The following is a 24,584-nucleotide window of genomic DNA, read 5'->3' as shown; positions in this document are numbered from 1 at the left end:
GGTCGTTCCCCTCAGCGATAGATGAGATGGCGACGGCGTTTCCGGTCGAACTCGGCCAGTTCGGCCTGCCAGGACCCGACGATCTCGTCCGGTCCGGCGCCCTTGTCGATCATCGTGCGCAGCCTGTCGGAACCCGAGAGTTTGTCGAGGAAGTTGTCGGGCCGCCACCGGAACTCGTCCGGATTCACCTGTTTCGCGGTGACGAACATGGTGACCGCGGTGCGGATGGCGTCGAACGCCCGTGGGTCCGTGATCGTCACCTGCACGCCGCCGCAAGGCTCGTTGACGAATTTGCCGAACGTCGGCACGAAGTACGCCTCACGGAACTTCACCCCGGGAAGCCGCAGTTCGCCGAGCTTCTCGCGCCAGCGCCAGTCGAGGCCCGGCGCGCCGATGATCTCGAACGGCCTTGTCGTGCCACGGCCTTCGGAAAACACGGTGCCCTCGAACATCCCGGTGCCGGGATAGACGAGCGCGGTGTCCGGCGTCGGCATGTTCGGGCTCGGCGGCACCCAGGTCAGCCCGGTGCGGTCGAAGATCTGGTCACGCCGCCAGTCACGGACCTCGATGATCTCGAGCCTGCCAGGAGTGACCCCTTCGGCGGGCAGGAACTCGGCGGCGAAGTACCGCGCGAGTTCCCCGACGGTCATGCCGTGCTGCTGCACGATCGGCTTCCGGCCGACACCCGACGCGTACGCCGGGTTCAACATCGGCCCGGCCGCCTTGCCGCCCAGCGGGTTCGGCCGGTCCAGCACGACCACCGCCGCGCCGACCTTCGCCGCCGCGACCATCGCCGTGTACAGCGACCAGATGTAAGTGTAGAAGCGCGCGCCCACGTCGGCGATGTCGAAGACGATCGTGTCGACGCCCGCCTTCGTGAACATCCCCGCGAGCTTCGCCGCGTCGGCGCCGTACGCGTCGTACACCGGTACGCCGGTGCGCGGATCGGTGTAGTCGCCTTCGGAGCCCCCGGCCTGCGCGCTGCCGCGGAAGCCGTGTTCCGGGCCGAAAACGGCGAGCGGGCGGACTCCGGCGGCGACCATCGAATCGACGACGTGGTCGCCGTTCGCCACGACACCGGTCGGATTCGACAGCACGCCGAGTTTGCGCCCGGACAACGGCGCCCAGCCGCGGGCGGCGAGCACGTCCGCTCCGGTGCGGGTGAGCAAGGGACCTTTGCTCTCGCTTTCCGGCTGCGCCCCCGCGACCGAGGATCCGGCCGTCAGCGCGGGGACCGCGAGCGCGCCGGCGGCGAGGAAGTGGCGGCGGTTGAGGCTCACCAGGTCAGCCCGTGGCCGAAGGGGTACTTCACCGTGCCCACGTCCTTGCCCGCGGGGACGTCCACCGGCAGCTTGCCCTGCGGCTTCACCTTGCCGAGGATCACCTTCGCCAGCGCCTCGACCGACGGCGTGATGTAACCGTAGGTCGCGAGCCAGGTCTTGACCGGGTTTTCGTATCCGGCGTCGTAGGGGATCTGCGCGGCGACCGCGACGACGGGCTTCCCGGTGTCCGACAGCGCCTGCAACAGCTTGCCCTGCAACGGATATGTGCCGACGTTGTTGGTCAGCACCACGACGAGGTCGACGTTCTTCGCCGCCGCGACGGCCTGCGCGATCTGCGCGTCGGTCGGGGTCTGGCCGGTCTGAAGCGCGGTCGCCTGCGTGCCGTGCGCGGTGAGCTTCGCGGCCAGTGACGTCGTCGTGCTCACGCCCCAGCCGGTCACGAGGGTCTTCGCGGGCTGCTGCTTGAGCGGCAGGAGACCGTCGTCGTTGCGGATCGCGGTGACCGACCGGTCGGCGATGCCCTGCGCGGTGGCGAGGTTGGCCGGGGTGCCGACCTTCGAAGCGACCTTGGCCGGGTCGACGAACGGCGAGGTCAGGATGCCCCGGTTCAGCTTCAGCTTGAGCACGCGCAGGACACTCTCGTCGATGCGCCGCTCGGTCAGTTCGCCCTTGCGGACCGCGTCGAGCACCGACTTGATCGCGAGGTCGAGGTTCACCGGCATGAGCAGCTGGTCGATGCCCGCCTTGAGCGCCAGTACCGGGATCTCCGCGTCGGTGTGCAGCTCGCGCACGGCGTCCATCGAAAGCGAGTCGGTGACGACGACACCCCGGTAACCCAGTTCGTCGCGCAGCTTGCCGGTGAGGATCGGCTTGGACAGCGTCGCGGGCTCGCCCGACGGGTCGAGGCTGGGGAACTGGATGTGCGCGCTCATGATCGAGTCGATACCCGCCTTGATGGCGGCCTTGAACGGCGGCACGTCGGTCTCACGCCAGCTGGCTTCGCTCCGGTCGATCCTGGGCAGTTCGTGGTGACTGTCGGTGGCCGCGTCGCCGTGACCGGGGAAGTGCTTCGCGGCGGCGGACACCGTCTCGGAACGCCTTCCGGAGTCCTGGAAGCCCTTGACCTGGGCCTCGACGAACTGGCTCGCCAGATCCGGGCGGCCGGAGAAGGACCGGACGCCGATCACCGGGTTCGCCGGGTTGGAGTTCACGTCGGCGTCGGGGGCGAAGTCCTGGTTGATGCCGACGGCGCGCAGTTCGTGCCCCAGGATCCGGGCGGCCTCCCGCGCGGCCTTCGTGTCGCGGCCCGCCGAGATCGCCATCGCGTTCGGCAGTTCGGTGGCGGGGGAACCCATGCGGGTGACCGTGCCGCCCTCCTGATCGGTCGCGATCTGCAACGGGATGCGGGCCCCGCTGCGGACGGCCGCCCGCTGGAGCCCGTTCGACAGCTTGGCGACCTGCACCGGGTCGTCGAAGTTGTCGCGGCTGTCGTTGTTGAAGTAGATGACGCCGCCCAGGTGGTACTTCTCGATCACCTGCGCGGGAGTGTCCACTCCGAAGTCGGCCTTGTTCTTGACGTTGACCTCGTCGGCGGACTTGCCGTTCACCCACGTGACGAACAGCTGACCGACCTTCTCCTCCAGGCTCAGTCCACGCAGCGCCTTCTGTGCCTCAGCGTCCGCGGTCACCGGCTGCGCTGCGGCCGGAACGCCCGTGACGGCGAGGGTGAGCAGGCCCGCGAGGGGCAGGGCGAGCGCATGGATCCTCCGATGACGGGCGTGCGCGGTTCGGGTCGTCACCTCAAGCCTCCCAGATTCGTGCCTGACTCTCAGGTGGAAAGAAGTCCACCTGGAAGCACTGATATCCGGAAGCTACCCACGAGCACTTTGCTTGTCCATCGGCCACCCCCGCGAACGGTCCGTTCATACACAAAGGGACGCGAACGGGCCGGTCACGCCGGAAAAAGAGGGTAAAACACTGGCGGCGCCCGTCGGCCGAAGCCGGCGGGCGCCGCCAGTCGGTGCGGGCGACTCGGGCGACCAAGCGTGCAACTCTGGTCGTACCTTCATGGACTCGGCGTCCGGCGTCCCGGTACGCAGTCCCTAGACGACGAGCCTCCCGCGGCGCGCTGCGCGTGGGTACCCGGTGTCCGCACACGGAGATTCGCCGGGGTGGAACAGGCTTCTCTTCTACCTGTTCCCTGGCCGACCGAACGTCCGCACCTACTTTCTACGCCGTGAGCCGGGTCACTTCAAGTACGCAGACGGGTGCACCGGTACAGAGGCTCGATCTAGTGACACGGGCACCCTCCGCGACGGACAATTCGCCACCCTGCCTGCGAAAACCGGTTCGGTACCGCCGTGCGGGTGCGTACTCAGCGGGTGCGTTTGCGTCGGCTGTAGCCGTACCAGGTCGCCCCCGCCGCGACAGCGCTGAGCGCGACCAGCCCGGCCGACCTCGTCGGGATCCGGGTCCGCAGGGACATCGGGTGCTCGAAGGTGAGGATCTCCCAGCCCTGTTCGGTCGCGTGCTTGCGCAGGACGCGGTCGGGGTTGACCGCGTGCGGCCTTCCGACGACCTCGAGGAGCGGGATGTCGGTGCTCGAGTCGGTGTAGGCGTGGCACTGGGTGAGGTCGTAGCCGTACGTGGCCGCGAGTTGCTTCGCGGCGACGGCCTTGTTCTCGCCGTAGCAATAGAAATCGACTTCGCCGGAGTACCGGCCTTCCACGATCTGCATCCGCGTGGCCACGCTGCGCGTCGCGCCGAGCATTTCGGCGACCGGGGCGACGACTTCCTCGCCGGTCGCCGACAGCACCACGACGTCGTGACCGTCCGCGCGGTGCGCGGAGATCAGTTCCGCGGCCTCCGCGTAGACGAGTGGGTCGACCACGTCGTGCAGCGTTTCGCGGACGATCGCGGACACCTGTGCGACGTCCCATCCGGTGCACAGTGCGGAAACCTCGGCCCGCATCCGCTCCGTTTTCGCCGCGTCCGCACCCGCGAGTGAGAAGACGAGCTGGGCGTACGCGCTGCGAAGCGCGGCTCGGCGATTAATGAGGCCTTCGCGCAAAAGAGGCTTGCTGAAGGCCAGCGCGCTCGAGGACGCGATGATCGTCTTGTCGAGATCGAAGAACGCCGCGACCGGGCTCGGTGTCGTGCTGGGTTGGGCCACCCGCCAAGGATAGGAGAGCCGGACGGCGGCTCGCCCGTTGGTCGACCACGATCGGGATACGACGGTGGAAAATTCACGACCGCACACCGGTTTCGGCGCGTCATGCCGTTATCGAATTGTGGGTACCGGCGCCGACCGCGCCGGGCCGGTATCGGAGTTACAGTGAGATTGCCCGGTGTCGCACCGGGCCAGGTTCAGTCCGACCCCCCGGGGCTGAACCCCAGGCGGTCCCCGTCCCTCCCCCCTGGCGGGGGCCGCCCTCAAACTTCCCGTCCCGCCAATGGTTCAGACCTTGTCGGCTGCGGAAACTTCGACAGGACAACGCCGATCCGGCCGGTATTGGCGAATTTTCTTGTTTCTCAGCCCTTTTCGTTCCAGGATCGGCCGGAACGGAGAGGGTTCTTTCGTTTGGGGAAAGCCGGGAAGTGTGCCAGAGGGGTCCGACGGAAACGGCGGGAAACCGGTTCCCGGCGGCGGAGTTGTCCACAACACCCCGGTTGTCCACAGGCGGGACGGAATGGCGTTGTGCGCGGACGGGATCCGGCGCGACCGTGGAGTCACAGACCCGAGTCCGACCGAATCACTGGGGGAGACATGACCGAGGAACACCCTCTCGTCGTCGCCGGAGACGACATCCTGCTCGATGAGATCCTGCGCGTGGCCGCGGCCGCGGGCTGCGAGGTCGAACGCGCGCCCGATCTGGACGCCGCTCGCGGGAGATGGGCTCGCGCGCCGCTCGTGGTGCTCGACGAAGAGGCCGCGAGCGCGCCGAACCGTTTGCTGCGGCGGAACAAGGTCCTCCTCGTCTGCAAGGGCGCGCCGTCGCCGGTGACGTGGGAACGCGCTTTCAACACCGGTTCGGAAAAGGTCCTTTCGCTGCCGGACGAGGAAGGTGACCTCATCGGCGCCTTCGCCGACGTCGTGGACGGGCCGGCGCGTGACGACGGTGTCGTCATCGGGATCATCGGCGGGCGGGGCGGCGCCGGGGCCTCCGTGCTGGCGGCCGCCGTCGCGTACCAGGCGGAGAAGTCCGGGAGCGGTGGCCTGCTCGTCGACTGCGATCCACTCGGCGGCGGCGTCGACGTCCTCCTCGCCGCCGAACGCGATCGCGGACCGCGCTGGCCGGAACTCGACCTCGGCGGCCGGGTGTCGATGACGGCGTTGAGCGAAGCCCTGCCACGGAAACGGTGCGCCACCGGCTCACTGTCCTTTGTGTCCTACGGCAGGGAAGGGCGTGGCCCCGGGCCGGACGCGATCGAGGGCGTGCTGGGCGCCGGGCGGCGGGCGGGGCGGACGGTCGTCTGTGATCTGCCGAGGTATTTCGGCGCCGAAACGTCCGCAGTCGTCGGACTGGCCGATCTGGTCGTGGTCGTCGTTCCGGCGGAACTTCGTGCTTGCTCGGCGGCCAAACAGGTCCTCTCCAGGCTCGAACCCCACACGACCCGGATCGGCGTCGCCGTCCGGGGGCCGTCGCCCGCCGGGCTGATCCCGCAGGAGATCGCCGACGCCGTCGGCGCCCCGCTCATCACGTCGATGGGTCGCGAGCGGTCCCTGTCGGCGGCTCTCGACCGCGGCGAGTTCGTCCTGAAACATCGTGGGCATCTGGCCACGGCCGCCGCCGAGGTCCTCGCGGCCGCGCGCGGGAATCTGGCCGGTGCCTCGCGATGACCGACGAGCTGGTCGAGCGGGTCCGGCGGCGGCTGGCCGGATCGGCGGTCCCGGCGGATCCGGTGAGCGTGGCGCGGGCCGTCCGCGCCGAAGCGGGCGGCGCGCTCGGTCAGGACGCCGTCCTCGGCGCGGTCCGGCTGGCCCGCGACGAGTTCGTCGGTGCCGGTCCGCTCGCGAGGCTGCTCGAGAAGCCCGGCGTCACCGACGTTCTCGTCACCGCTCCGGACAAGGTCTGGACCGACACCGGCGAAGGCCTCGAAAAGACAGACGTCCGTTTCGCGGACGAGGAGGCCGTCCGCAGGCTGGCCCAGCGGCTCGCCCTCGCGGGCGGACGGCGGCTGGACGACTCGCAGCCGTTCGCCGACTGCTGGCTTCCCGGCGTGGGGCCGCACGGCCGGATCCGGCTGCACGCGGTCCTCCCGCCGATCGCGCCCGCCGGGACCTCCCTTTCGCTCCGCGTGCTGAGGCCCGCCACCCACGACCTCGCCGCGTTGCGTTTGCGCGGGGCGTTCGGCGCCAGCGGCGCGGACCTGCTCGATTCGGTCATCAGGCGACGGCTCGCGTTCCTGGTGTCCGGTGGGACCGGAGCGGGTAAGACGACCCTGCTTTCCGCGCTGCTCGGCGCGGTGCCCCCGGCCGAACGCATCGTCTGCGTCGAGGACGCGGGCGAGCTGCAACCGGACCATCCCCAGTTCGTCAGCCTGATCGCCCGCCCGGCCAATGTCGAGGGCGCGGGTGAGATCGGGCTCGGCGACTTGGTGCGACAGGCGTTGCGCATGCGTCCGGACCGCCTGGTCGTCGGCGAAGTGCGCGGAGCCGAGGTGTGCGCGTTGCTCAACGCGATGAACACCGGGCACGAGGGCGGAGCCTGCACCCTGCACGCCAATTCGCCGTCCGAGGTCCCGGCGCGGATGGAGGCGCTGGCCGCGCTCGGCGGACTGAAACGGGACGCGTTGCACAGCCAGCTGACGGCGGCGGTGCGGGTGGTCCTGCACATGCGCCGCCTGCCGAGCGGGATCCGGCGGCTGGACGAGGTCGGCGTGCTGCGGTCACTGCGCGGCGAGGCCGAAGTCGTCCCGGTCTGGAGCAAGGGCCACTGGATCGGCGACGGGACACCGTTCGAGGAGCTGGCGGCATGAGCCCTTGGATCCTCCTCTCCTGCGGTGCCGGGCTGGCCTGCTGGCCGAGATCGGTGACGGGCACTCCATACATCTGGCGCCTTCCTCGGGCCGCTCGCGCGGGTTGGTGGCCGCTGCCCGCGTTGCTCGTCGTGCCGGTCCTCGGGATCGGGTGGGGACTGGCGACGCTGGTGCTCACCTTGACCGTCCGCCAGGAGCACCGGCGGCGGGCACGGGCGAAAGCGGCCTTGGCCGAAGCAGAACTCACCGTGTCCGTCCTGCGGACGATGATCGGCGAACTCCGGGCGGGCGCCCATCCTGTCGCGGCGGCCGAAGCCGCGGCGGACGCGTTGCCCGCGGCGTCCGGACGGCTGCGGGGGCTGATCGCGGCCGCCCGGCTCGGTAGTACGCCGGCCGATCCGGACGCGCCACCGGCACTCGTGAACGCTTGGGCGCTCGCGAGCAGGTTCGGACTGCCGATGGCCGACGTGCTCGACGCCGCGCGACGGGACGCCGAGGCGGAGATCGGCTTCCGGCGTCGTCTCAACGCCAAGATGGCCGGCCCCCGGGCGAGTGCCGCCGTACTCGCCGCCCTCCCGCTGGTGTGCCTGCTGCTCGGCGAGGTGATGGGGGCGGGCCCGCTCGGTGTCCTCACCGGGACGGGCGCCGGTCAGTCGCTTCTCGTCGTGGGCAGCGGGCTGATCTGGGCGGGAACGGCCTGGTGCCGGGCACTCACCGGGCGGGTGGCGCCGTGCTGACCGGAGCGGCGCTCATCCTGCTGGGCGGTGCCGTCTTCTGCTGGCCACGCGTCGGTCCCGGGGTCGCCGCGCGGCCGGGACGACTCCTCACGTGGCTTCGAGAACGGGCGGCCCGGGACAGCAGTGTCTCCAGTGTCTCCGGTGTCTCCGAACTCCTCCGGTCCGCGGCCACTCTCGACCTCCTCGCCGCGTGTCTGGCCAGCGGGCTGCCGGTGCCCGTCGCACTCGAGGCCGTCGTGCCGTCCGCGTCACCGAAGACCGCGGAGGCTCTGCGTTCGGTGGCGTCACATCTCGCACTGGGCGTCGAGCCCGCCGAAGCCTGGGCACCGGTCCGCGAGCGGCCCGGTCTGACCGAACTGTCCGTCGCCGCCGTCCGCACGGCGAGGGCGGGCACCACACTCGCGGCTCACGCGAAGGATCTCGCGCGACGGCTGCGTGAGTCGCTCTCCGCCGAAGCCGAGGAACGTGCCGAACGGGCCGGAGTGCTGCTGGCCGCGCCGATCGGCCTCTGCTTCCTCCCCGCGTTCCTCTGCCTCGGCGTCCTGCCCGTCGTGCTCGGCCTTGCCGGCCGGCTCGACGGCGTCCTCTGATCGAAAGGCGATCCCATGAGCAAGTTCCCCTCCTTCCGCGGCGACGACGGAATGGCGACGGTCGAGTACGCCATCGCCACCTTGGCCGCCGCCGCGCTGGCAGCCGTCCTCTACCTGGTCGTCACCAGCGAGGACGTCGTCGCCGGGCTCACCGCGCTCATCGAGCGGGCCTTGTCGGTGAAGTTCTGATGCCCGGCGGTGACCGCGGATCCGTCACGGTGGAGGCCGCGCTCGGCATCGTCGCGCTGACCTTCGTCTCGGCCTTGCTGCTCGCCGGGATCGGGGTCGCCGCCGATCAGCTCCGCTGCACCGACGCGGCCCGCGAGGCCGCCCGGCTCCTCGCCCGCGGCCAGCCCGCCCGCGCCGAACAGGCGGTGCGGGAGATCGCGCCGTCCGGCGCCCGGCTGGACGTCGTCCGCGAAGGCGACGCCATCACCGCCGGCGTCGAGGCCGAACCGGTGGCCGGACTGCTGCCGGGCATCCGCCTGCGTTCTCGCGCCTTCGCGATCGCCGAGCCGGGAGGAGGGCCGTGAGCGGGGACGATCGCGGCGTCGCGACCGTATGGACCGCCTCGATCGTCGCCGTCCTGGTCTGCGCGGCGGCGTTCACCTTCTGGATCGGCGCCGCCGTCACCACCCGGCACCACACCGAGGCCGCGGCCGATCTGGCGGCGCTCGCCGCGGCCTCACACGCGACGGACGGTCCCGGTGCCGCCTGCGAGCGGGCACGACAGGTCGCCGTCCGGATGTCGGTCACGCTGCTGACCTGCCGATGGGAGCGAGGTGACGCCCTGGTCGAGGTCCGGTCAGCGGAGTCCGGGCACCTCGCGGCCGTCGGCCGGGCGGAGGCACGGGCCAGGGCGGGGCCGGTCGACCGGCCACCGTGAGGGGCGACGCACGGTGAGCGGTCGTCTCGTCGGTGACCGGCCGGTAGTACGTGCGAGTAACCGCTGGGCGCGAGCAGCGGTCGTTGGCGTGCGGCGAGCGGTCGAAGCCATGATCAGCGGTCCGCCGAACGGTCCCGCACCGCTCGCCGGATGCGGGGCCACCGGGGCGGGATGCCCTGCTCAGCCGCGACGAACGGCGTCGTACCGGTCGTCGCGGCCCGTTAACCGGACGTGCGGCGTTCGGTCCGTCGAGTCGGACTACCGCGCGTTCATCGCTAAGTAACCGCCGGTTGTCGCGTGAGGTCTTCTCCCGATGTGCAACTTGCCGTTTATTGAGACGTACGCCACTTCGAGAAGGTCGCCGGGTGGCCACACAGGACAGAGTTGACCTGAGGCAGGGACAGTAATGTTGGACGCGAATTGGCCGGACAGCTGGCGGGGCGCCTTCCGCATCGAGATGCGGGCGGAGGCGATCGGCCTCGCATGGCGTGGCTGGCCGGTGCTCCCGGGTGCCGAGCCCGCCGCGATCACCGCGGACGGCGGCGACCTCACCTGGCGGCGTCCCGTCCCGGCACAGGACAACTGGCGTGAACTGATCGCGACCCACCCGCACGAGGTCGCCACCTGGTTCGGCGACGACACGCACAGCCTCCTCGTGGCCACCGGCACCGTGCTGGATGCCATCGAGGTCGACGACGAACTCGGCAAAGCGGCCGCCCGCCTGCTGCGTGCCACCGGCCACCCGGCCCCGATCGTCGCGATGCCGAACGGCCGCTGGCTGTTCCTCACCACCGTCGCCGCGAGCATCCCGAGGGAGCTGGCCGACCACGCGTCGATCCAGTGGCACGGGGCGGACGACTACATCCCGCTGCCCCCGTCGCCGTTCCAGCACGGTGTCGTGCACTGGCGGGTCAAGCCCGAGGTCTGGGGCTGGCAGTTGCCCGAGGCCGCAGACGTGCATGACGTGCTCGTTCGCGCGCTGACCGGTGACAAGGCCGCCACCCCCGTGGTGACCCTGACCACCGCCGCCTGATCAACCCACGATTTCAAGCCACATCATTTTCGAACCACCAAGTGGCCAGACTGCGGCCCGTGCTGACGCAACGCCCCGAGCACGGTGTCCAGAACGGCCACTGCCCCCGCCTTGTCCAGCGGATCGTTGCCGTTCCCGCACTTCGGCGACTGGACGCAGGACGGGCAGCCGGCCGGGCACTCGCAGGAAACGATCGCCTCCCGCGTCGCTGCCAGCCAAGGGACAATTGCGGCGAACCCGCGATCGGCGAATCCCGCACCCCCGGGATGGCCATCGTGCACGAACACCGTCGCCTCCCCGGTGTCCTCGTGCCACGCGGTAGACACCCCGCCAATGTCCCAGCGGTCGCAAGTGGCGAACAGCGGTAGCAGGCCGATCGCCGCGTGCTCGGCGGCATGCAGGGCACCGGGGACGCGCGCCGGATCCAACACGGCGCCCGTCCCCGGTGTCCCGCCAAGTTCCTCGGTCCCCACCTTGGAGCCTCCGGTCCCCACCGGCTCCAGAACCCCGGCCCCCGGCCGATGGCCCCCGGTCCCCGCCACGCCATCGGCAACGCCGGTTCCATCGGAACCGACGAGCAGCTCCGCCGAGATCGTGTACCAGACGGCGCGGGTGTGCAGGCTCTGCTCCGGCAGGTCCAGCGGAGTCTGGTCCAGCACCTCACCCGACAGTCGTCGTCGCAAGTAGCCGACCACTTGCGAGCTCACCGACACTTCGCCGAGGTTCACCGTGATCCCGCCGTGCACCCGGGTTTCCTCGGTGCGCAGCACGCTGATGTCGACGATCTCGCGCGGTGAGGTCGTCCAGTCCGGATCCTCCGCGTGCACCATGGCGAGCCCGGTCTCCAGATCCAGTTCGTCGACCACATAGGACGAACCCTGGTGCAGGTACACCGCGCCGGGATGCACCGCGTAGCAGGCGGAACCCGGATCGACCGTGCCGAGCATCCGCCCGGAATCGGCTTCCACCACGGCGATCTGCTCGCCGCCGGAACCGCGGATGCCGACGTCGGCGTGTGGCCGGTCGCGTGAAGTCCAGTACCACCCGCTCGTGCGGCGCCGGATGATCTTCTCCGCGACCAGGTCGGCGAGCACGGCACGCGCCGCGTCGCCGCCGAAGGCCGCGACCTCCGGTTCGGTCAGCGGGAGTTCGGCGATGGCGCAGGCCAGTTGCGGCGCCAGCACATACGGGTTCGACGGGTCGAGGACGGCGGCCTCCACCGGCCGGTCCAGGATCGCGGCCGGATGGTGCACGAGATAGGTGTCCAGCGGATCGTCACGGGCCACGAAGACGACCAGTGCCGCGTCGCCCGCGCGCCCAGCCCTGCCCGCCTGCTGCCAGAACGACGCGAGCGTGCCCGGATAACCGGCCAGCACCACCGCGTCCAGCCCGGCGATGTCGACGCCGAGTTCGAGCGCGTTCGTCGTCGCCACGCCGAGCAACCGCCCGGAGAGCAACGCCGCTTCGAGGGCGCGCCGCTCCTCGGGCAGGTACCCGGACCGGTACGCGGCAACGGACTCCGCCAAGGAACCGTCCACTTCGGACAGGATCCGCCGTGCGCCGAGCGCCGTCAGTTCCGCGCCTCGCCGCGACCGGACGAACGCCAGCGAGCGGGCGCCCTCGATGACCAGCTCGGCGAGGATCCGCGAAGCCTCCGCGCCCGCCGAGCGCCGTACCGGTGCCCCGTTCTCGCCGGAGTTCTCCGACAGCAGCGGGGGTTCCCACAACGCGACCGTGCGGGCGCCACGTGGCGAGCCGTCCTCGGTGACCGGGACGCAGTCCTGCCCGGACAGTTTCGCGGCGAACGCCGCCGGGTCGGCCGTCGTCGCGGACGCGAGAACGAAGACCGGCGAAGCGCCGTAGTACGCCGCGACCCGCCGCAGCCTGCGTAGCAGCAGCGCCACATGGGAACCGAAGACGCCACGATAGCTGTGGCATTCGTCGACGACGACGAACGAGAGCCGCCGGAAGAACCGCGACCAGCGCGCGTGCGAAGAGAGGATCCCGCGGTGCAGCATGTCCGGGTTCGTGAACACCCAATTCGCGTGCGCGCGGACCCAGTCCCGCTCCTCCAGCGGGGTGTCACCGTCGAACGACGCGGCACGCGCCTTCTTGATGTTCAAAGAGGACACGGCGCGTAACTGGTCGGCGCCGAGCGCTTTGGTCGGTGAGAGGTACAGCGCCGAGGCCCGCTCGTCCTCGACCAGCGCCGAGAGCACGGGCAACTGGTACGCGAGCGACTTGCCGGACGCGGTGCCGGTGGAGATCACCACGTGCTTGCCGTCGTGGACCAGGGACGCGGCTTCGGCCTGATGCCGCCAAGGCGTCCTGACGCCGCTCGCCGTCAGCGCCTCGACGACCGGAGCCGCCGCCCACTCCGGCCAGTCCACCGAATCCGCCGAACGTGCGGGCAGTTCGGCCACATGGGTGACCGGGTACAGCGAAGCCGGGATTCCCGCCGTCGCGCGGTCGAGAAGCCGCCGCCCCTTACCGGATTCCGCTGTGCCGTCCACCTTCGGAAGCTTCGCACAGCACCCCGACAGAAATCGGCCGTCGCCGGACGGGCCGGCCGCCGGAAAGGGCGCGGGATGATCGATACAGTGATCAGCCTCACAAGGTAACGGAACGTGTGGTGGCGGGGACGCCTTGCCGTCCTCCATCCCACTACCAATACACTCCCGCAATCCACACCGTCTGTGGCGAGCGTCATGTGAGACGTACCTTGCAGTGCGACTAGCGTGACATTCGGTTCAGATCCCCATGCCAGCGCGGGAGCCGCCGGTCCCATCGGCGGGTCGCTCGCTGGCCAACGGCGACGTCTCCAGGAGGACGAATGTCCCGGCAGTTCCTCGCGGCGGGCGATCTCACGCTCACCGGAGGTGGTTACACCATTGTCGGTGTAATCGCCGTGGTCGCCCTTGCCGCACTGGTCATCGGCTACGTTCTGCTCAAGGAGGTCTTGGCCGCGGGCCAGGGCACCTCCAAGATGCAGGACATCGCGAAGGCAGTGCAGGAAGGCGCGGCTGCCTATCTCAAACGGCAGCGCAACACCCTCGTGATCTTCGGGGGAATCGTATTCGTGCTGCTCTTCGCTTTGCCGGCCGACGACTGGAACGAGAAGATCGGCAGGTCGATCTTCTTCCTGGTCGGCGCGGGATTCTCCTTCGCGATCGGCTACCTCGGCATGTGGCTGGCGACGCAGGCGAACCTGCGCGTCGCGGCCGCGTCGCGGGAGCCCGGCGGTCGCGAGAAGGCGATGCGCCTGGCGTTCCGCACCGGTGGCGTCGTCGGCATGATCACCGTCGGCCTCGGCCTCTTCGGTGCCGCGGTGGTCGTCCTCGTCTACACCGGACAGGCCCCGAAGGTGTTGGAGGGCTTCGGTTTCGGTGCCGCGCTGATCGCGATGTTCATGCGTGTCGGCGGCGGTATCTTCACGAAGGCCGCCGACGTCGGCGCCGACCTGGTCGGCAAGGTCGAGCAGGGCATCCCCGAGGACGATCCGCGCAACGCGGCCACCATCGCCGACAACGTCGGTGACAACGTGGGCGACTGCGCCGGGATGGCCGCCGACCTCTTCGAGTCGTACGCGGTCATGCTCGTGGCGGCGCTGATCCTGGGTAGCACCGCCTTCGGCGTGCACGGCCTGATCTTCCCGCTCATCGTCCCCGCCATCGGCGTGATCACCGCGGTCATCGGTGTCTACATCACCAAGGCCAAGGCGGGCGAAGGCGGTCTGGTCACGATCAACCGCTCGTTCTACATCTCCGCGGCCATTTCCGCGGTGCTGTCGACGATCGCGGCGTTCGTCTACCTGCCCGGTTCGTTCTCCGAGTTCGGCGAGGCCTTCGCCGGCAAGTCGGGTAACCCGGCGCTGATCGCGACCCTTTCGGTGATCATCGGCATCGTGCTCGCCGCGATCATCCTCAAGGTCACCGGCTACTACACCGGCACCGAGTACAAGCCGGTCAAGGAGGTCGGCAAGTCCTCGGAAACCGGTGCGGCGACGGTGATCCTGGCCGGTATTTCGGTCGGGTTCGAGTCCGCTGTGTACACCGCGCTGGTCATCGCCGCGGCCGTATTCGGCGCTTTCCTGGTCGGTGGCGGCGTCGCGCTGTTCGCCGTGGCGCTGGCCGGTACCGGGCTGCTGACCACCGTCGGCGTCATCGTCGCGATGGACACCTTCGGCCCGATTTCGGACAACGCGCAGGGTATCGCGGAGATGTCGGGTGACGTCGACGAGGACGCGGCGCAGATCCTCACCGAGCTCGACGCGGTCGGCAACACCACCAAGGCCATCACCAAGGGCATCGCCATCGCCACGGCGGTCCTCGCGGCGACGGCGCTGTTCGGGTCCTATCAGGACGCGATCACCAAGGCGGTCGGCGATGGCAAGGAGTTCATCGCGAACATCGTCGGCCCGGAGACGCTCGTCGGTGTGATCATCGGTGCGGCGGTCGTGTTCCTGTTCTCCGGTCTCGCGGTCAACGCGGTGTCCCGGGCCGCCGGCGCGGTCGTCTACGAAGTGCGCCGCCAGTTCCGTGACATCCCGGGGATCATGGAGGGCACCACCCGTCCCGAGTACGGACGGGTCGTCGACATCGTCACGCGTGACTCGCTGCGGGAGCTGACCACGCCCGGTCTGCTCGCGGTCTTCGCCCCGATCGCGGTCGGCTTCGGCCTCGGCACCGGCGCGCTCGCCGGATACCTGGGTGGTGCGATCGCGACCGGGACCCTGATGGCGATCTTCCTCGCCAACTCCGGTGGCGCCTGGGACAACGCGAAGAAGCTCGTGGAGGACGGAAGCCACGGCGGCAAGGGTTCGGACGCGCACGAGGCCACCATCATCGGTGACACCGTGGGTGACCCGTTCAAGGACACCGCCGGCCCGGCGATCAACCCGCTGATCAAGGTGATGAACCTGGTGTCGGTGCTGATCGCCCCGGCGGTCGTGCAGTTCTCGATCGGCCCGGACGCCAACGTCGGCGTCCGGATCGGGATCTCGCTGGTCGCCGTCGCGATCATCGTGGCCGCGATCGTCGTCTCCAAGCGCCGCGAGTCGGTTCTCTCCGACACTCCCGCGGAAGCGAAGGCGTAACGCCGGAAAGTACCGCCCGCCGGGCCCGTCACGGATTTTCCGTGGCGGGCCCGGCGGCCGTCCGGGGCAGGCTAATCTCTGCGCGTCACACTGAATCCCGATCCGGGGAGTCCCTGCCATGAGGCGTTCGCTGGCCTTGTTCGCCGCCGCTTTCCTGCTGGCGGGTTGCGGCGGCACCGAGCCGACGGCCGCCGCGCCGCCTTCTCCCACCCCCGCCGCCGGAGGCTCGTGGATGGACGGCTTCTGCGGTTCGCTGATCGACTTCGCCAAGATCGGCGAATTCAGGATGCCCGACTTCGAACAGGACGACCCCGCGAACGCCCGGAACGCGATGGACGCGGCCTTCGGTGTGTTCGCCCCGGGTTTCGACAACGCCGTGACCGGACTGAACGGACTCGGCCAGGCGCCGAGCGCGGAAGCCGAGGCCGCGCGCAAGAGCATCGTCGATGCGCTGACGCCGATCCGCGACAAGGTCATCGCCGCGAAGACCAAACTGGACGCCGCCCCGAAGAACGACAAAGCGGCAACGGCGGAGGCCGGGCTCGCGTTCCGCCAGATCGGGTCGGACATCAACGACATGCCCGACCCGTTCCAGCAGCTGGAAACGAACGCGTCGCTGAAGGCGCTGGCCGGGCAGGCGCCCAACTGCGAGAAGCTGCCCTCTTGACTTCTTTCCGCCACGTTGATTTGCAATGCCCCGCGGTATCGGTACCGTCGAGGGCCAGCTGGGAAGTCGTCAGGTCGGGAGGTGTATTCGTGCGGCCGCGGTTCACCGTCCTTGCCGCGCTAGCAACAGGTATCGGACTCGGCCTCGCCGGGTGCGGGCAGCAGCCCGCGGTGACTTCCCATGCCAGACAAGAAGGTCTCGCGACGGTCAGCGCGTCGCAGGCCGACCCCGCCTCCGCCTGGGCGGAGGGGTACTGCGGCGCGGCCGGCGGGCTCGTACGGACGCTGGCGACGCTGCCCAGTGTCGATCCGAGCACGCCCCAGCAGGCATCCCGGACCTCCGGTGAACTGATGGGCTCGGTGGTCGAAGGACTGAACCGCACCTCGGCCGCGCTCAAGAACCTCGGTCCGTCTCCGGTCGCGGGCGGCGACGCCTCGCGAGCGGCCGCCGTCGCCCAACTCGATGACATCCGCGTCCGCGCCGACGACGTCCGCCACCGCCTTGACTCCTCAACCGACGCCGAAGCGACGAAGACGGCCCTTCGCGACGCGAGGACGTCGCTCGACGAACTCGACCGTCTCGACCTTCTCAGGGGCCTTAATGACGTGCCTCAGCTCGCTTCCGCGAGCAGCCGGATCCAAATCTGCCAGGAATTGGTCAAGCAACCGCGCTGAGTCACCGGACTGTCACTGGCCATGAGTCGAACTTGTGTTCTATTGTGTCGGGGTGGACGGGACGATCTCGCTCTTCTCGGCGGAGGCGAGCGGGCCGGGGCTCGCCGACCTCGCCGGTGTGCTGTGCGGGCCCGGGCGGATGACGGGCTTCGGGCGGACGGCCGCGCGGCTGTCAGCCCTGGTCGACGAGCCGTGGCGGGCCCGCGCCCTCGCCCGTGAATGCCGTCGGCGTGGTGCCGAGGCGCAGGTTTCGGCCGCCGAATGCGGGCGGCCGCTCGTGAGAACGCCGTTCCGGGTCGATTTGCTGCCGCTGGAGCGGCGCTGGAGTCAGGGTGAAGAAAAGGTCCTGCCGGACGGGTTCCGGCTCGACGGGGCGATGCTGAGGATGTGGGCGCTGGCAGGTGGGAGCCCCCAGGGCAACGGCTACCTGCTCGCGCTCGATCCGGAGGCGCCGGAGACCCATGAGCGGCTGATCGCGGCACTGGCGCAGCTCGGTGTGCCGGCGAAAGTACTGAAAGGTGAAGAGTCCTTACTGCGCGTCACCGGCCGCCGGCGGCTGGCGCACGTGCTGGAGCTGATCGGGGACGCGCCCGCCGGGGCGGAACCCGCCTGGCCGAGCCTGGTGCCCGTCGTCCGCGCCGGGTGAAGCTTCGAGTGTGTTATGAACGGACCTTTCATAACAAAATTTGTTATGAAAGGTCCGTTCATAACATCCGGGAGGGGCGGACGGTCAGGGCTTCGGCGCCTTGCAGTTCGGGTTCGCCAGGTCCAGCTCACTACGCGAAAGGCAGGAGGTCAGCTGATAGGTCTGCTCCCCGTAGTTGATGCCCTTCCGCACGGTCACCTTCCCGGCCGCGTCGACCTCGCACGGGTTGTTCATCGTGCACCGTTGACCGCTTTCGTTGCCGGTGTTGTTGACGCCGACGACCTTGCCGGTCGAGGTTTCGATGATCGGCGACCCCGAGGTCCCGCCGATCGTCTTGCACGCCGGGGTGTACCTGATCGAGTCCTTCCAGACCCAGTCCGCCTCGTGCAGCTCGTGGACGAAGCCGTCGATGTTGCAGGAGTAGATCTTCTTCCAGTAGCCGGAGACCACGTCCATCGCGACGCCCGCCGACGGACGGGTCGGCGAGAGCGTCAGCGGGGCGATGCCGTAGGTCGCCTTGATCTTGGCGTAGCTGGTGTTGAGCTGGTAGAGCGAGACGTCCGTGTCGGTCATCGTCGCGTAGAGCAGCTTCTTCGCCTTGAGCGTGCCCAGCGACGAACGGCCGTCCTTGGACAGGAGGCTGAAGGTCCGTGACGAAGGCTGATTGACGATTACTTCTCCAGGGTCAGGGAAACCTTCTTGGAGGCAATGGCCGTTGGAAAGGACGAGGGCGGGGTCGTCGAGGCTCGCCTCTGGTGGCTTGACCACCGACCCGGAGCAATTCGACAGCGCCACGGTTCCGGCGAAAGTGGTCGTCGCCGCTTCCGCCGGGGCGGCTCCGACCAGGGCGGATGCGGTCAGCATGGCGAAAAGTGTGCCGAGGAGTCGTCGGGTCACGTGGAGTCCTTTCGGTTCGGCGTGGATATCAAGTGAAGCGTTGGCGGAAGGGAGCCACCACCGTCGAACGGAGGGTGTTCACCTCGTCACGCGGTACCCCGGGGGGACGTGTCCGACATCACGTGCTAGGTCTTGAAAGGAAACATCGGCGAGGTCAGCGGCGATGCGCTGGACACACGATCGGCGGCGTGTTGCACCACCTAGACGTGGTCCGGGTGGTGCGAGCGTGCACACTGACGGGTCGAGAGGCGGCGCGAAGGCGCCGAAGATGAGCGGAGAGCAGGACAGCGTGGCAGGAGCACGGACGAAGAAGACCGCGGCGTCGGACGACGGCGCGGGCCGTCGTCGGCTGGTGATCGTCGAGTCGCCGACCAAGGCCCGCAAGATCGCCCCGTACCTCGGCGTCAACTACGTCGTGGAGTCCTCCGTCGGACACATCCGCGACCTTCCCCGTGGCGCGGCCGACGTGCCGGCCCAGTACAAGGGCGAGTCGTGGGCGCGGCTGGGTGTCGACGTCGACAACGACTTCAAGGCGCTGTACGTCGTCACGCCGGACAAGAAGTCCAAGGTCACCGAGCTGAAGAGCCTGCTGAAGGACGTCGACGAGCTCTACCTCGCGACGGACCCCGACCGCGAAGGCGAGGCCATCGCGTGGCATCTGCTGGAAACCCTCAAGCCGAAGATCCCGGTCCGCCGGATGGTCTTCCACGAGGTCACCGAGCAGGCGATCCGCGCCGCGGCCGACAGCACCCGTGAACTCGACGGCGACCTGGTCGACGCGCAGGAGACCCGCCGCATCCTCGACCGGCTCTACGGCTACGAGGTCTCACCCGTGCTGTGGAAGAAGGTCATGCCGAAGCTTTCGGCGGGCCGCGTACAGTCCGTGGCGACCCGGATCGTGGTCGAGCGGGAGCGCGAGCGCATGCGCTTCACCTCGGCGTCGTACTGGGACATCTCGGCGACGATGGAGAACACAGCCGCCGGCGCCGAGAACGGCGAGCCGCGGAACTTCCCGGCCAGGATGATCGCCGTCGACGGAGCACGGCTGGCCACCGGCCGTGACTTCGGCTCGGACGGGCAGCTGAAGGCCTCGAACCACGAGATCCGCGTGCTGGCCGAGGCCGACGCGGTCCGGCTGGCCGAGGCGCTGAAGAACCGTGATTTCAAGGTCGCGAGCGTCGAAGAGAAGCCGTACACGCGGAAGCCGTACGCGCCCTTCATGACCTCGACCCTTCAGCAGGAGGCGGGCCGCAAGCTGCGGTTCACCTCCGAGCGCACCATGCGGATCGCGCAGAAGCTGTACGAAAACGGTTACATCACTTATATGCGTACCGACTCCACGACACTGTCGGAGTCGGCGATCTCGGCGGCGCGCAGCCAGGCCACGCAGCTGTACGGCAAGGAATACGTCTCGCCGTCGCCGCGCCAGTACACCCGCAAGGTGAAGAACGCGCAGGAAGCCCACGAGGCGATCCGTCCCTCCGGCGAGGTCTTCCGCACGCCGGGCCAGGTCGCGAAGGATCTGGACACCGACGAGTACCGCCTGTACGAGATGATCTGGCAGCGCACGATCGCGTCGCAGATGGCGGACGCGAAGGGCACCACGATGTCGGTGCGCATCGTCGGCACCGCCACCAGCGGCGAAGAGGTCACCTTCGCCTCCTCGGGCCGCACGATCACCTTCGCCGGGTTCCTCAAGGCGTACGTCGAGGCCGTCGACACCGAGAGCGGTGGCGAGGCGGACGACAAGCAGAGCCGTCTGCCTCAGCTGGTCAAGGACCAGGCGCTGACCGCGACCGACCTGAGCCCGGACGGGCACACCACGTCGCCCCCGGCGCGCTACTCGGAGCCGAGCCTGGTCAGCAAGCTCGAAGAGCTGGGCATCGGCCGCCCGTCGACGTACGCGTCGATCATCAAGACCATCCAGGACCGCGGCTACGTGTGGAAGAAGGGTTCCGCGCTGGTGCCCTCCTGGGTCGCGTTCGCCGTGATCGGCCTGATGGAGCGGCACTTCGAGCGGCTGGTCGACTACGACTTCACCGCCGGTATGGAGGACGAGCTCGACCGCATCGCCGCCGGTGACGAGCACCGGACGCAGTGGCTGTCGAAGTTCTACTTCGGTGGCGACATGGGCGTCGACGGCTCCGTCGGCCGGCTGGGTGGTTTGAAGAAATTGGTCGGCTCGGGTGTCGAGGACATCGACGCCCGCGAGATCAACTCGATCCCGCTGTTCAGCGACGCCGACGGCCACACCGTCGTCGTGCGCGTCGGCCGCTACGGCCCATACCTCGAGCGTGAGGTCGACGGGACGTCGCAGCGGGCGAACCTGCCCGAGGACCTCCCGCCGGACGAGCTGACCCAGGAGATCGCGGAGAAGCTGTTCGCGACGCCGCAGGAAGGCCGCGTACTCGGCAAGGACCCGGTCAGCGGGCACGAGATCGTGGCGAAGGAAGGCCGCTTCGGCCCGTACGTCACCGAGCTTTTGCCGGAGCCGGAGCCGCTGCCCGAAGGCGCGACAGCCGCGCAGAAGAAGGCCGCGAAGGCGAAGCAGCCGAAGCCGCGTACGGGTTCGCTGTTCAAGTCCATGTCGATCGAGACGATGAACCTCGAAGACGCGCTGAAGCTGCTTTCGCTGCCGCGTGTGGTCGGCAAGGACCCGGAATCCGGCGACGAGATCACCGCGCAGAACGGGCGCTACGGGCCGTACCTGAAGAAGGGCACGGACTCGCGTTCGCTCACGACCGAGGACCAGCTTTTCTCGATCACGCTCGAAGAGGCGCTGAAGATTTATTCGGAGCCGAAGCAGCGTGGCCGGTCCGCGACCGCGAAGCCGCCGCTCAAGGAACTCGGCGACGACCCGGTGTCGGGTAAGCCGATGGTGGTCAAGGACGGCCGCTTCGGTCCGTACGTGACCGATGGCGAGTACAACGCGACGCTGCGGAAGTCGGACAGCATCGAGGAGCTGACCGCCGAGCGCGGTGCCGAACTGCTGGCGGAGAAGCGCGCGAAGGGCCCCGCGCCCAAGCGCAAGGCTCCGGCGCGGAAGCCCGCGGCCGCCAAGACGACCGCGGCCAAGAAGACCACCGCGACCAAGTCGGCAGCCGCGAAGACGACTGCGGCCAAGAAGCCCGCTTCGCGCTCGACGGCCACGAAGACGAAGTAGCGCACTGTCTCAAGCGCAATGAAGGGGCCTTTCATGGCGAATTCGCTATGAAAGGCCCCTTCATTGCAGTCAGGGGCGAAGGCCCGCCCAGAAGTCGCACCGGTGATCGGCGACGTGGTCGATCGGCCGGATCGCGTCCGGCGCCAGTGAGAGCACCGGACCTCCGTGAGCGAAAGAGTCCCACCGAGGCGAACCGGCCGCGTTCGGATCACCCGTGCGGATGAAGGCGGTCCAGTACGCGATCATCTGCTCCGACAGGCGTTTCTGCTCCGGCTGTAGCGGCAGTTCCTTGCCGTGGAGTTCGAAGAGGTAGCCGAGTTCGAGCGCGTGCGCCGCGCCATGCGGCAGGCCCGGCGCCTCGATGACGTTGACGTTGGGCGCGTTCTTGTCGTCGAACTCGTAGGCGTGCACCGGAGTCCGCCGTGAAAGCAGCCGGTTCCCCTCGGCCGTCGGGCACGCCCAGGAGCGGTCGGTGGTGACCGTCGCCCACGCCATGGCAGGTGATTCGTAGTCCCGCGACGGATACTTCGCGGCGACTTCGGCGGCGCGCGAGCCGAAGGACGCGCGAAGGAATTCCTGGTAGCGCTCTTCGGTGATCGGTTTGACCAGGTGGACGCCCGCGATGAACGCCCGCATCTCGTCGCGGGTGCCGCCGGAGATGATCGGGACCCGGTGGAAAGTGCCTCGCCGCAACGCTTTCGCGGGATCGGACGGCAGCAGCGAGGTGTGATAGGTCAGGTGGTTGGCGAAGGTCTGGTGGTCCTTCACCAGATCCGTGGCCGGGAGGCGGCGAAGACAGCCGATCGTGTCCGGGCCCGTGCAGCCGTGGCGCGCGGCGGCCGCCACGCCGTCGGCTTCGGTTTCGGCCAGCGGCGAGTACTGGGTCTGGGCGTCCGTGTTCGGGATCAGGCCACCGGTCGGCCAGTCCAGCATGCAGGAGCCGGACATGATCGCGGCCTTGTGGAAGAGACCGGTCGCGGCGGGCGACGTGAGCAGCGCGCAGGTGCTCATCCCACCGGCGGACTGCCCCGCCAGTGTCACGTCGCGTGGGTCGCCGCCGAACGCCGCGATGTTGCGCTGCGTCCAGTTCAACGCGGCGAGCTGATCCGCCAGGCCGAAATCGCCGGAGCCCGCGAGCCCCGGAAGCCCGAAGTAGCCGAACACGCCGAGCCGGTAGTTCGTCGTCACCACGACGACGTCGCCTTGATCCGCCAGGCGTCGCGCGTCGTAGAAGCTTCCCGCGTCGAGGGTGTAGCCGCCGCCGTGCAACCAGACCAGCACCGGCAGCCGACGGCTTCCCGCGTCGCGCGGCACCGTGACGTTGAGGAAGAGACAGTCTTCCGTGCCGCCGCCGGTGCGCTGGGGGCAGATGTTCCCCGGTTTCGTCGCGTCGGCGACGTCCTCCCACGGTTCCGGTGGCCGCGGCGGCTTCCAGCGGTCCTCGCCGACGGGCGGGGCGGCGAACCTGATCCCGCTGTACGTCCGGGCCGGCCCGGACTCCTTGCCGTGGACCGGTCCCGCGTCGGTGCGCACGACGAGCGGGTCGGCGGCCGCGATGATCGTGAGAAGGCCGGTGACGACTGCCAGTAGTAGATGCATCGGATGTCCCTTCAGGGGTGGACGGGTTCCTCCGCGAGACGGCGCCACAGTCCGGCATGGCGGAAGTAGAGGTGTTGAAGCACTTGGACGGCGACGAACGTGACGCCGTACAGCGCGGTGCCGAGAGCGGGAACGGCGTCCATCGGGAGGGCGTACGCCATCAGGACCCGCCCGGCGGCATCGGCGAGCAGGGCGACACCCCACAGGACGGTCGCGACGCGCCAGGCACGCCGGAACCACCGGTGCCGCGGCCACAGGTCGTTCCAGTCGGCGGCGCGCAAGGCTTCCGCCCAGGGGCTCTTGGCGAGCATCGAGCGGGCCAGGGTGAACGCGAGCGGCCGGGTGAACAGCAGCGAGACCAGGAACGCGGCACCGATCGCCCCGGTGAACCAGCCGGCCTTCGCCAGCATGAACCGGGGACTGCCGGTGATGAACGAGACGCCGACGCTGACCGCGAAGACGACCAGCACGAAGATCGCCAAGGTGTCGATCTCGCGCAGCCGGATCGCCCGGTACAGCAAGAAAAGCACGGTCGGCAGCGCGCCGAGGGCGAGTGCGGGCAGGACGTCCGTGCCCAGGCCCCGCAACACGTAATAGCCCGCGACGGGCACCACGATTTCGAGCAGCACCATGCTCCACTGGCGGATCGCGGAGGTCATGTCGGACGGCGGGTCGCCAGGTCGAAGAGGGTCACCAGTTCCTCCGCGTAGGCGGTGAGGTCCGTTTCCGGCGCCCCGGCGAGCAGGAAGACCGGGCCCTCCACCGATCGCCGGATGGTCGTCGCCATCACCCGGACGTCGAAGTCGCGGAACTCGCCGCTCTCCTGGCCCCAGCGCAGGATGCGTTCCACCGGTTCGAGCGCGGCCTGCTCGGTCGCCGGGTCGTAGCCGAGCGCGCCGCCGAGGAAGATGTTCAGCAGCGCCCGCATCCGGGTCGGCTGTGCGGCGGCGAACTCGAGATTGGCCTCGAGGTAGGTCCGCAGCGCCGCGCTCGCGGACGACGGCGTGCTCATCCGTTCCGCCATGAACGCGCTGATCTCGCCGAAGACGTCTTCGAGGACCGTGCGGACCAGTTCCTCCTTGTTCGCGAAGTGGTACGAGATCAGCCCAGTGCTCGACAACTTCGCCTCCTTCGCGATCTGAGCGAACGACGCGCGGGCGTAGCCGAGACCCGCGATCGTCTCGATGGCCGCGGCCACGATCTGTGCGCGCCGGGCACTCTCGGTGAACGTCTTCGCTTTTGCTTGCATGAGCAAAAGATAGCTCAGTCGAGCAAATCCGTCGACCGGATACCGCTCACCGACCGCTCGCCGACCGACCCCACCCGTTCGAACAA

At 69.2% G+C, this 24,584-nt stretch carries 21 protein-coding genes; 13 read left to right on the top strand and 8 right to left on the bottom strand.

The window, feature by feature from the left end:
• Positions 1–11: 11 nt before the first annotated feature.
• The 3 genes from BS329_RS04735 to BS329_RS04725 all read right to left on the bottom strand — a co-directional run bounded on the left by BS329_RS04735 (position 12) and on the right by BS329_RS04725 (position 4,455).
• Positions 12–1,280, bottom strand: coding sequence for an exo-beta-N-acetylmuramidase NamZ family protein (locus BS329_RS04735; protein ID WP_076155974.1), 1,269 nt, complete (start codon positions 1,278–1,280; stop codon positions 12–14).
• Entirely contained in the window at positions 1,277–3,082 is a 1,806-nt protein-coding gene (locus tag BS329_RS04730; RefSeq protein ID WP_076155972.1) for a glycoside hydrolase family 3 protein, read from the bottom strand. The genes BS329_RS04735 and BS329_RS04730 overlap by 4 nt, the downstream gene beginning before the upstream one ends.
• A 575-nt stretch (positions 3,083–3,657) precedes the next feature.
• A complete protein-coding gene (locus tag BS329_RS04725; RefSeq protein WP_076155971.1) occupies positions 3,658–4,455 on the bottom strand; it encodes an HAD family hydrolase in 798 nt (265 codons plus the stop codon).
• A 594-nt stretch (positions 4,456–5,049) separates the two neighbouring features.
• Between BS329_RS04725 and ssd the strand changes: the two genes are divergently transcribed.
• The 8 genes from ssd (at position 5,050) to BS329_RS04685 (ending at position 10,508) form a co-directional block, all read left to right on the top strand.
• Positions 5,050–6,123, top strand: a complete 1,074-nt coding sequence (gene ssd / locus BS329_RS04720) for a septum site-determining protein Ssd (RefSeq protein ID WP_076155969.1) — start codon at positions 5,050–5,052, stop codon at positions 6,121–6,123.
• Positions 6,120–7,262, top strand: coding sequence for a TadA family conjugal transfer-associated ATPase (locus tag BS329_RS04715; protein ID WP_076155968.1), 1,143 nt, complete (start codon positions 6,120–6,122; stop codon positions 7,260–7,262). The genes ssd and BS329_RS04715 overlap by 4 nt, the downstream gene beginning before the upstream one ends.
• Entirely contained in the window at positions 7,259–7,999 is a 741-nt protein-coding gene (locus BS329_RS04710; protein WP_076155967.1) for a type II secretion system F family protein, read from the top strand. Before BS329_RS04715 ends, BS329_RS04710 begins: the two co-directional genes overlap by 4 nt.
• Positions 7,963–8,589, top strand: coding sequence for a type II secretion system F family protein (locus tag BS329_RS04705; protein ID WP_244197035.1), 627 nt, complete (start codon positions 7,963–7,965; stop codon positions 8,587–8,589). The genes BS329_RS04710 and BS329_RS04705 overlap by 37 nt, the downstream gene beginning before the upstream one ends.
• Positions 8,590–8,604: 15 nt before the next feature.
• Positions 8,605–8,778 (top strand): DUF4244 domain-containing protein, encoded by a 174-nt coding sequence (locus BS329_RS04700; protein ID WP_076155965.1) that lies wholly within the window; start codon positions 8,605–8,607, stop codon positions 8,776–8,778.
• The gene (locus BS329_RS04695; RefSeq protein WP_076155964.1) at positions 8,778–9,122 is read left to right on the top strand and encodes a TadE family type IV pilus minor pilin; all 345 of its coding nucleotides are present in this window, start codon (positions 8,778–8,780) and stop codon (positions 9,120–9,122) included. Before BS329_RS04700 ends, BS329_RS04695 begins: the two co-directional genes overlap by 1 nt.
• Entirely contained in the window at positions 9,119–9,475 is a 357-nt protein-coding gene (locus BS329_RS04690; protein WP_076155962.1) for an Rv3654c family TadE-like protein, read from the top strand. Before BS329_RS04695 ends, BS329_RS04690 begins: the two co-directional genes overlap by 4 nt.
• Positions 9,476–9,881: 406 nt before the next feature.
• Positions 9,882–10,508 (top strand): bifunctional DNA primase/polymerase, encoded by a 627-nt coding sequence (locus tag BS329_RS04685; protein ID WP_076155961.1) that lies wholly within the window; start codon positions 9,882–9,884, stop codon positions 10,506–10,508.
• 23 nt (positions 10,509–10,531) lie between these two features.
• On the opposite strand, the gene BS329_RS04680 is transcribed toward BS329_RS04685, so the two are convergent.
• Entirely contained in the window at positions 10,532–13,021 is a 2,490-nt protein-coding gene (locus tag BS329_RS04680; RefSeq protein ID WP_076155959.1) for a DEAD/DEAH box helicase, read from the bottom strand.
• 320 nt (positions 13,022–13,341) lie between these two features.
• Between BS329_RS04680 and BS329_RS04675 the strand changes: the two genes are divergently transcribed.
• The 4 genes from BS329_RS04675 to BS329_RS04660 all read left to right on the top strand — a co-directional run bounded on the left by BS329_RS04675 (position 13,342) and on the right by BS329_RS04660 (position 17,590).
• Positions 13,342–15,603 carry a sodium-translocating pyrophosphatase gene (locus BS329_RS04675; RefSeq protein WP_076155957.1) on the top strand — a complete coding sequence of 754 codons (2,262 nt, stop codon included), beginning with the start codon at positions 13,342–13,344 and terminating at the stop codon, positions 15,601–15,603.
• A 118-nt stretch (positions 15,604–15,721) separates the two neighbouring features.
• Positions 15,722–16,270, top strand: a complete 549-nt coding sequence (locus BS329_RS04670) for a hypothetical protein (protein WP_244197034.1) — start codon at positions 15,722–15,724, stop codon at positions 16,268–16,270.
• A gap of 89 nt (positions 16,271–16,359) precedes the next feature.
• Complete coding sequence (locus BS329_RS04665) at positions 16,360–16,944, top strand: hypothetical protein (RefSeq protein WP_076155956.1); 585 nt, start codon at positions 16,360–16,362, stop codon at positions 16,942–16,944.
• Positions 16,945–16,978: 34 nt separating this feature from the next.
• A complete protein-coding gene (locus tag BS329_RS04660) occupies positions 16,979–17,590 on the top strand; it encodes a hypothetical protein (RefSeq protein WP_076155954.1) in 612 nt (203 codons plus the stop codon).
• Positions 17,591–17,674: 84 nt separating this feature from the next.
• Here the strand turns inward: BS329_RS04660 and BS329_RS04655 are convergent, their stop codons facing one another.
• Positions 17,675–18,487: a S1 family peptidase gene (locus BS329_RS04655; RefSeq protein WP_076155953.1), complete on the bottom strand. Its 813-nt coding sequence runs from the start codon at positions 18,485–18,487 to the stop codon at positions 17,675–17,677.
• 268 nt (positions 18,488–18,755) lie between these two features.
• Between BS329_RS04655 and topA the strand changes: the two genes are divergently transcribed.
• Positions 18,756–21,650 (top strand): type I DNA topoisomerase, encoded by a 2,895-nt coding sequence (topA, locus tag BS329_RS04650; RefSeq protein WP_208619147.1) that lies wholly within the window; start codon positions 18,756–18,758, stop codon positions 21,648–21,650.
• Between the two features lie 69 nt (positions 21,651–21,719).
• Here topA and BS329_RS04645 read toward each other — a convergent pair whose 3' ends face one another.
• From BS329_RS04645 to BS329_RS04635, 3 genes are read right to left on the bottom strand one after another with little or no spacing between them, the layout of a single operon-like run.
• Positions 21,720–23,249 (bottom strand): carboxylesterase/lipase family protein, encoded by a 1,530-nt coding sequence (locus BS329_RS04645; protein ID WP_076155952.1) that lies wholly within the window; start codon positions 23,247–23,249, stop codon positions 21,720–21,722.
• An 11-nt stretch (positions 23,250–23,260) separates the two neighbouring features.
• Positions 23,261–23,908, bottom strand: a complete 648-nt coding sequence (locus tag BS329_RS04640; RefSeq protein WP_076155950.1) for a VC0807 family protein — start codon at positions 23,906–23,908, stop codon at positions 23,261–23,263.
• Positions 23,905–24,498: a TetR/AcrR family transcriptional regulator gene (locus BS329_RS04635; protein ID WP_076155949.1), complete on the bottom strand. Its 594-nt coding sequence runs from the start codon at positions 24,496–24,498 to the stop codon at positions 23,905–23,907. Before BS329_RS04635 ends, BS329_RS04640 begins: the two co-directional genes overlap by 4 nt.
• Positions 24,499–24,584: the final 86 nt, after the last annotated feature.

It is taken from the genome of Amycolatopsis coloradensis (assembly GCF_001953865.1).
Lineage (GTDB): Bacteria > Actinomycetota > Actinomycetes > Mycobacteriales > Pseudonocardiaceae > Amycolatopsis > Amycolatopsis coloradensis.
This window is presented reverse-complemented; position numbering and strand designations above follow the sequence as displayed.

What these genes read in the sequence shown, in the direction of transcription:
- ssd (WP_076155969.1), top strand. Translation starts at nt 5,050, where the DNA reads ATGACCGAGGAACACCCTCTCGTCGTCGCCGGAGACGACATCCTGCTC.
- BS329_RS04695 (WP_076155964.1), top strand. Translation starts at nt 8,778, where the DNA reads ATGCCCGGCGGTGACCGCGGATCCGTCACGGTGGAGGCCGCGCTCGGC.
- BS329_RS04700 (WP_076155965.1), top strand. Translation starts at nt 8,605, where the DNA reads ATGAGCAAGTTCCCCTCCTTCCGCGGCGACGACGGAATGGCGACGGTC.
- BS329_RS04675 (WP_076155957.1), top strand. Translation starts at nt 13,342, where the DNA reads ATGTCCCGGCAGTTCCTCGCGGCGGGCGATCTCACGCTCACCGGAGGT.
- BS329_RS04685 (WP_076155961.1), top strand. Translation starts at nt 9,882, where the DNA reads ATGTTGGACGCGAATTGGCCGGACAGCTGGCGGGGCGCCTTCCGCATC.
- BS329_RS04715 (WP_076155968.1), top strand. Translation starts at nt 6,120, where the DNA reads ATGACCGACGAGCTGGTCGAGCGGGTCCGGCGGCGGCTGGCCGGATCG.
- BS329_RS04635 (WP_076155949.1), bottom strand. Translation starts at nt 24,498, where the DNA reads ATGCAAGCAAAAGCGAAGACGTTCACCGAGAGTGCCCGGCGCGCACAG.
- BS329_RS04645 (WP_076155952.1), bottom strand. Translation starts at nt 23,249, where the DNA reads ATGCATCTACTACTGGCAGTCGTCACCGGCCTTCTCACGATCATCGCG.
- BS329_RS04710 (WP_076155967.1), top strand. Translation starts at nt 7,259, where the DNA reads ATGAGCCCTTGGATCCTCCTCTCCTGCGGTGCCGGGCTGGCCTGCTGG.
- topA (WP_208619147.1), top strand. Translation starts at nt 18,756, where the DNA reads ATGAGCGGAGAGCAGGACAGCGTGGCAGGAGCACGGACGAAGAAGACC.
- BS329_RS04640 (WP_076155950.1), bottom strand. Translation starts at nt 23,908, where the DNA reads ATGACCTCCGCGATCCGCCAGTGGAGCATGGTGCTGCTCGAAATCGTG.
- BS329_RS04670 (WP_244197034.1), top strand. Translation starts at nt 15,722, where the DNA reads ATGAGGCGTTCGCTGGCCTTGTTCGCCGCCGCTTTCCTGCTGGCGGGT.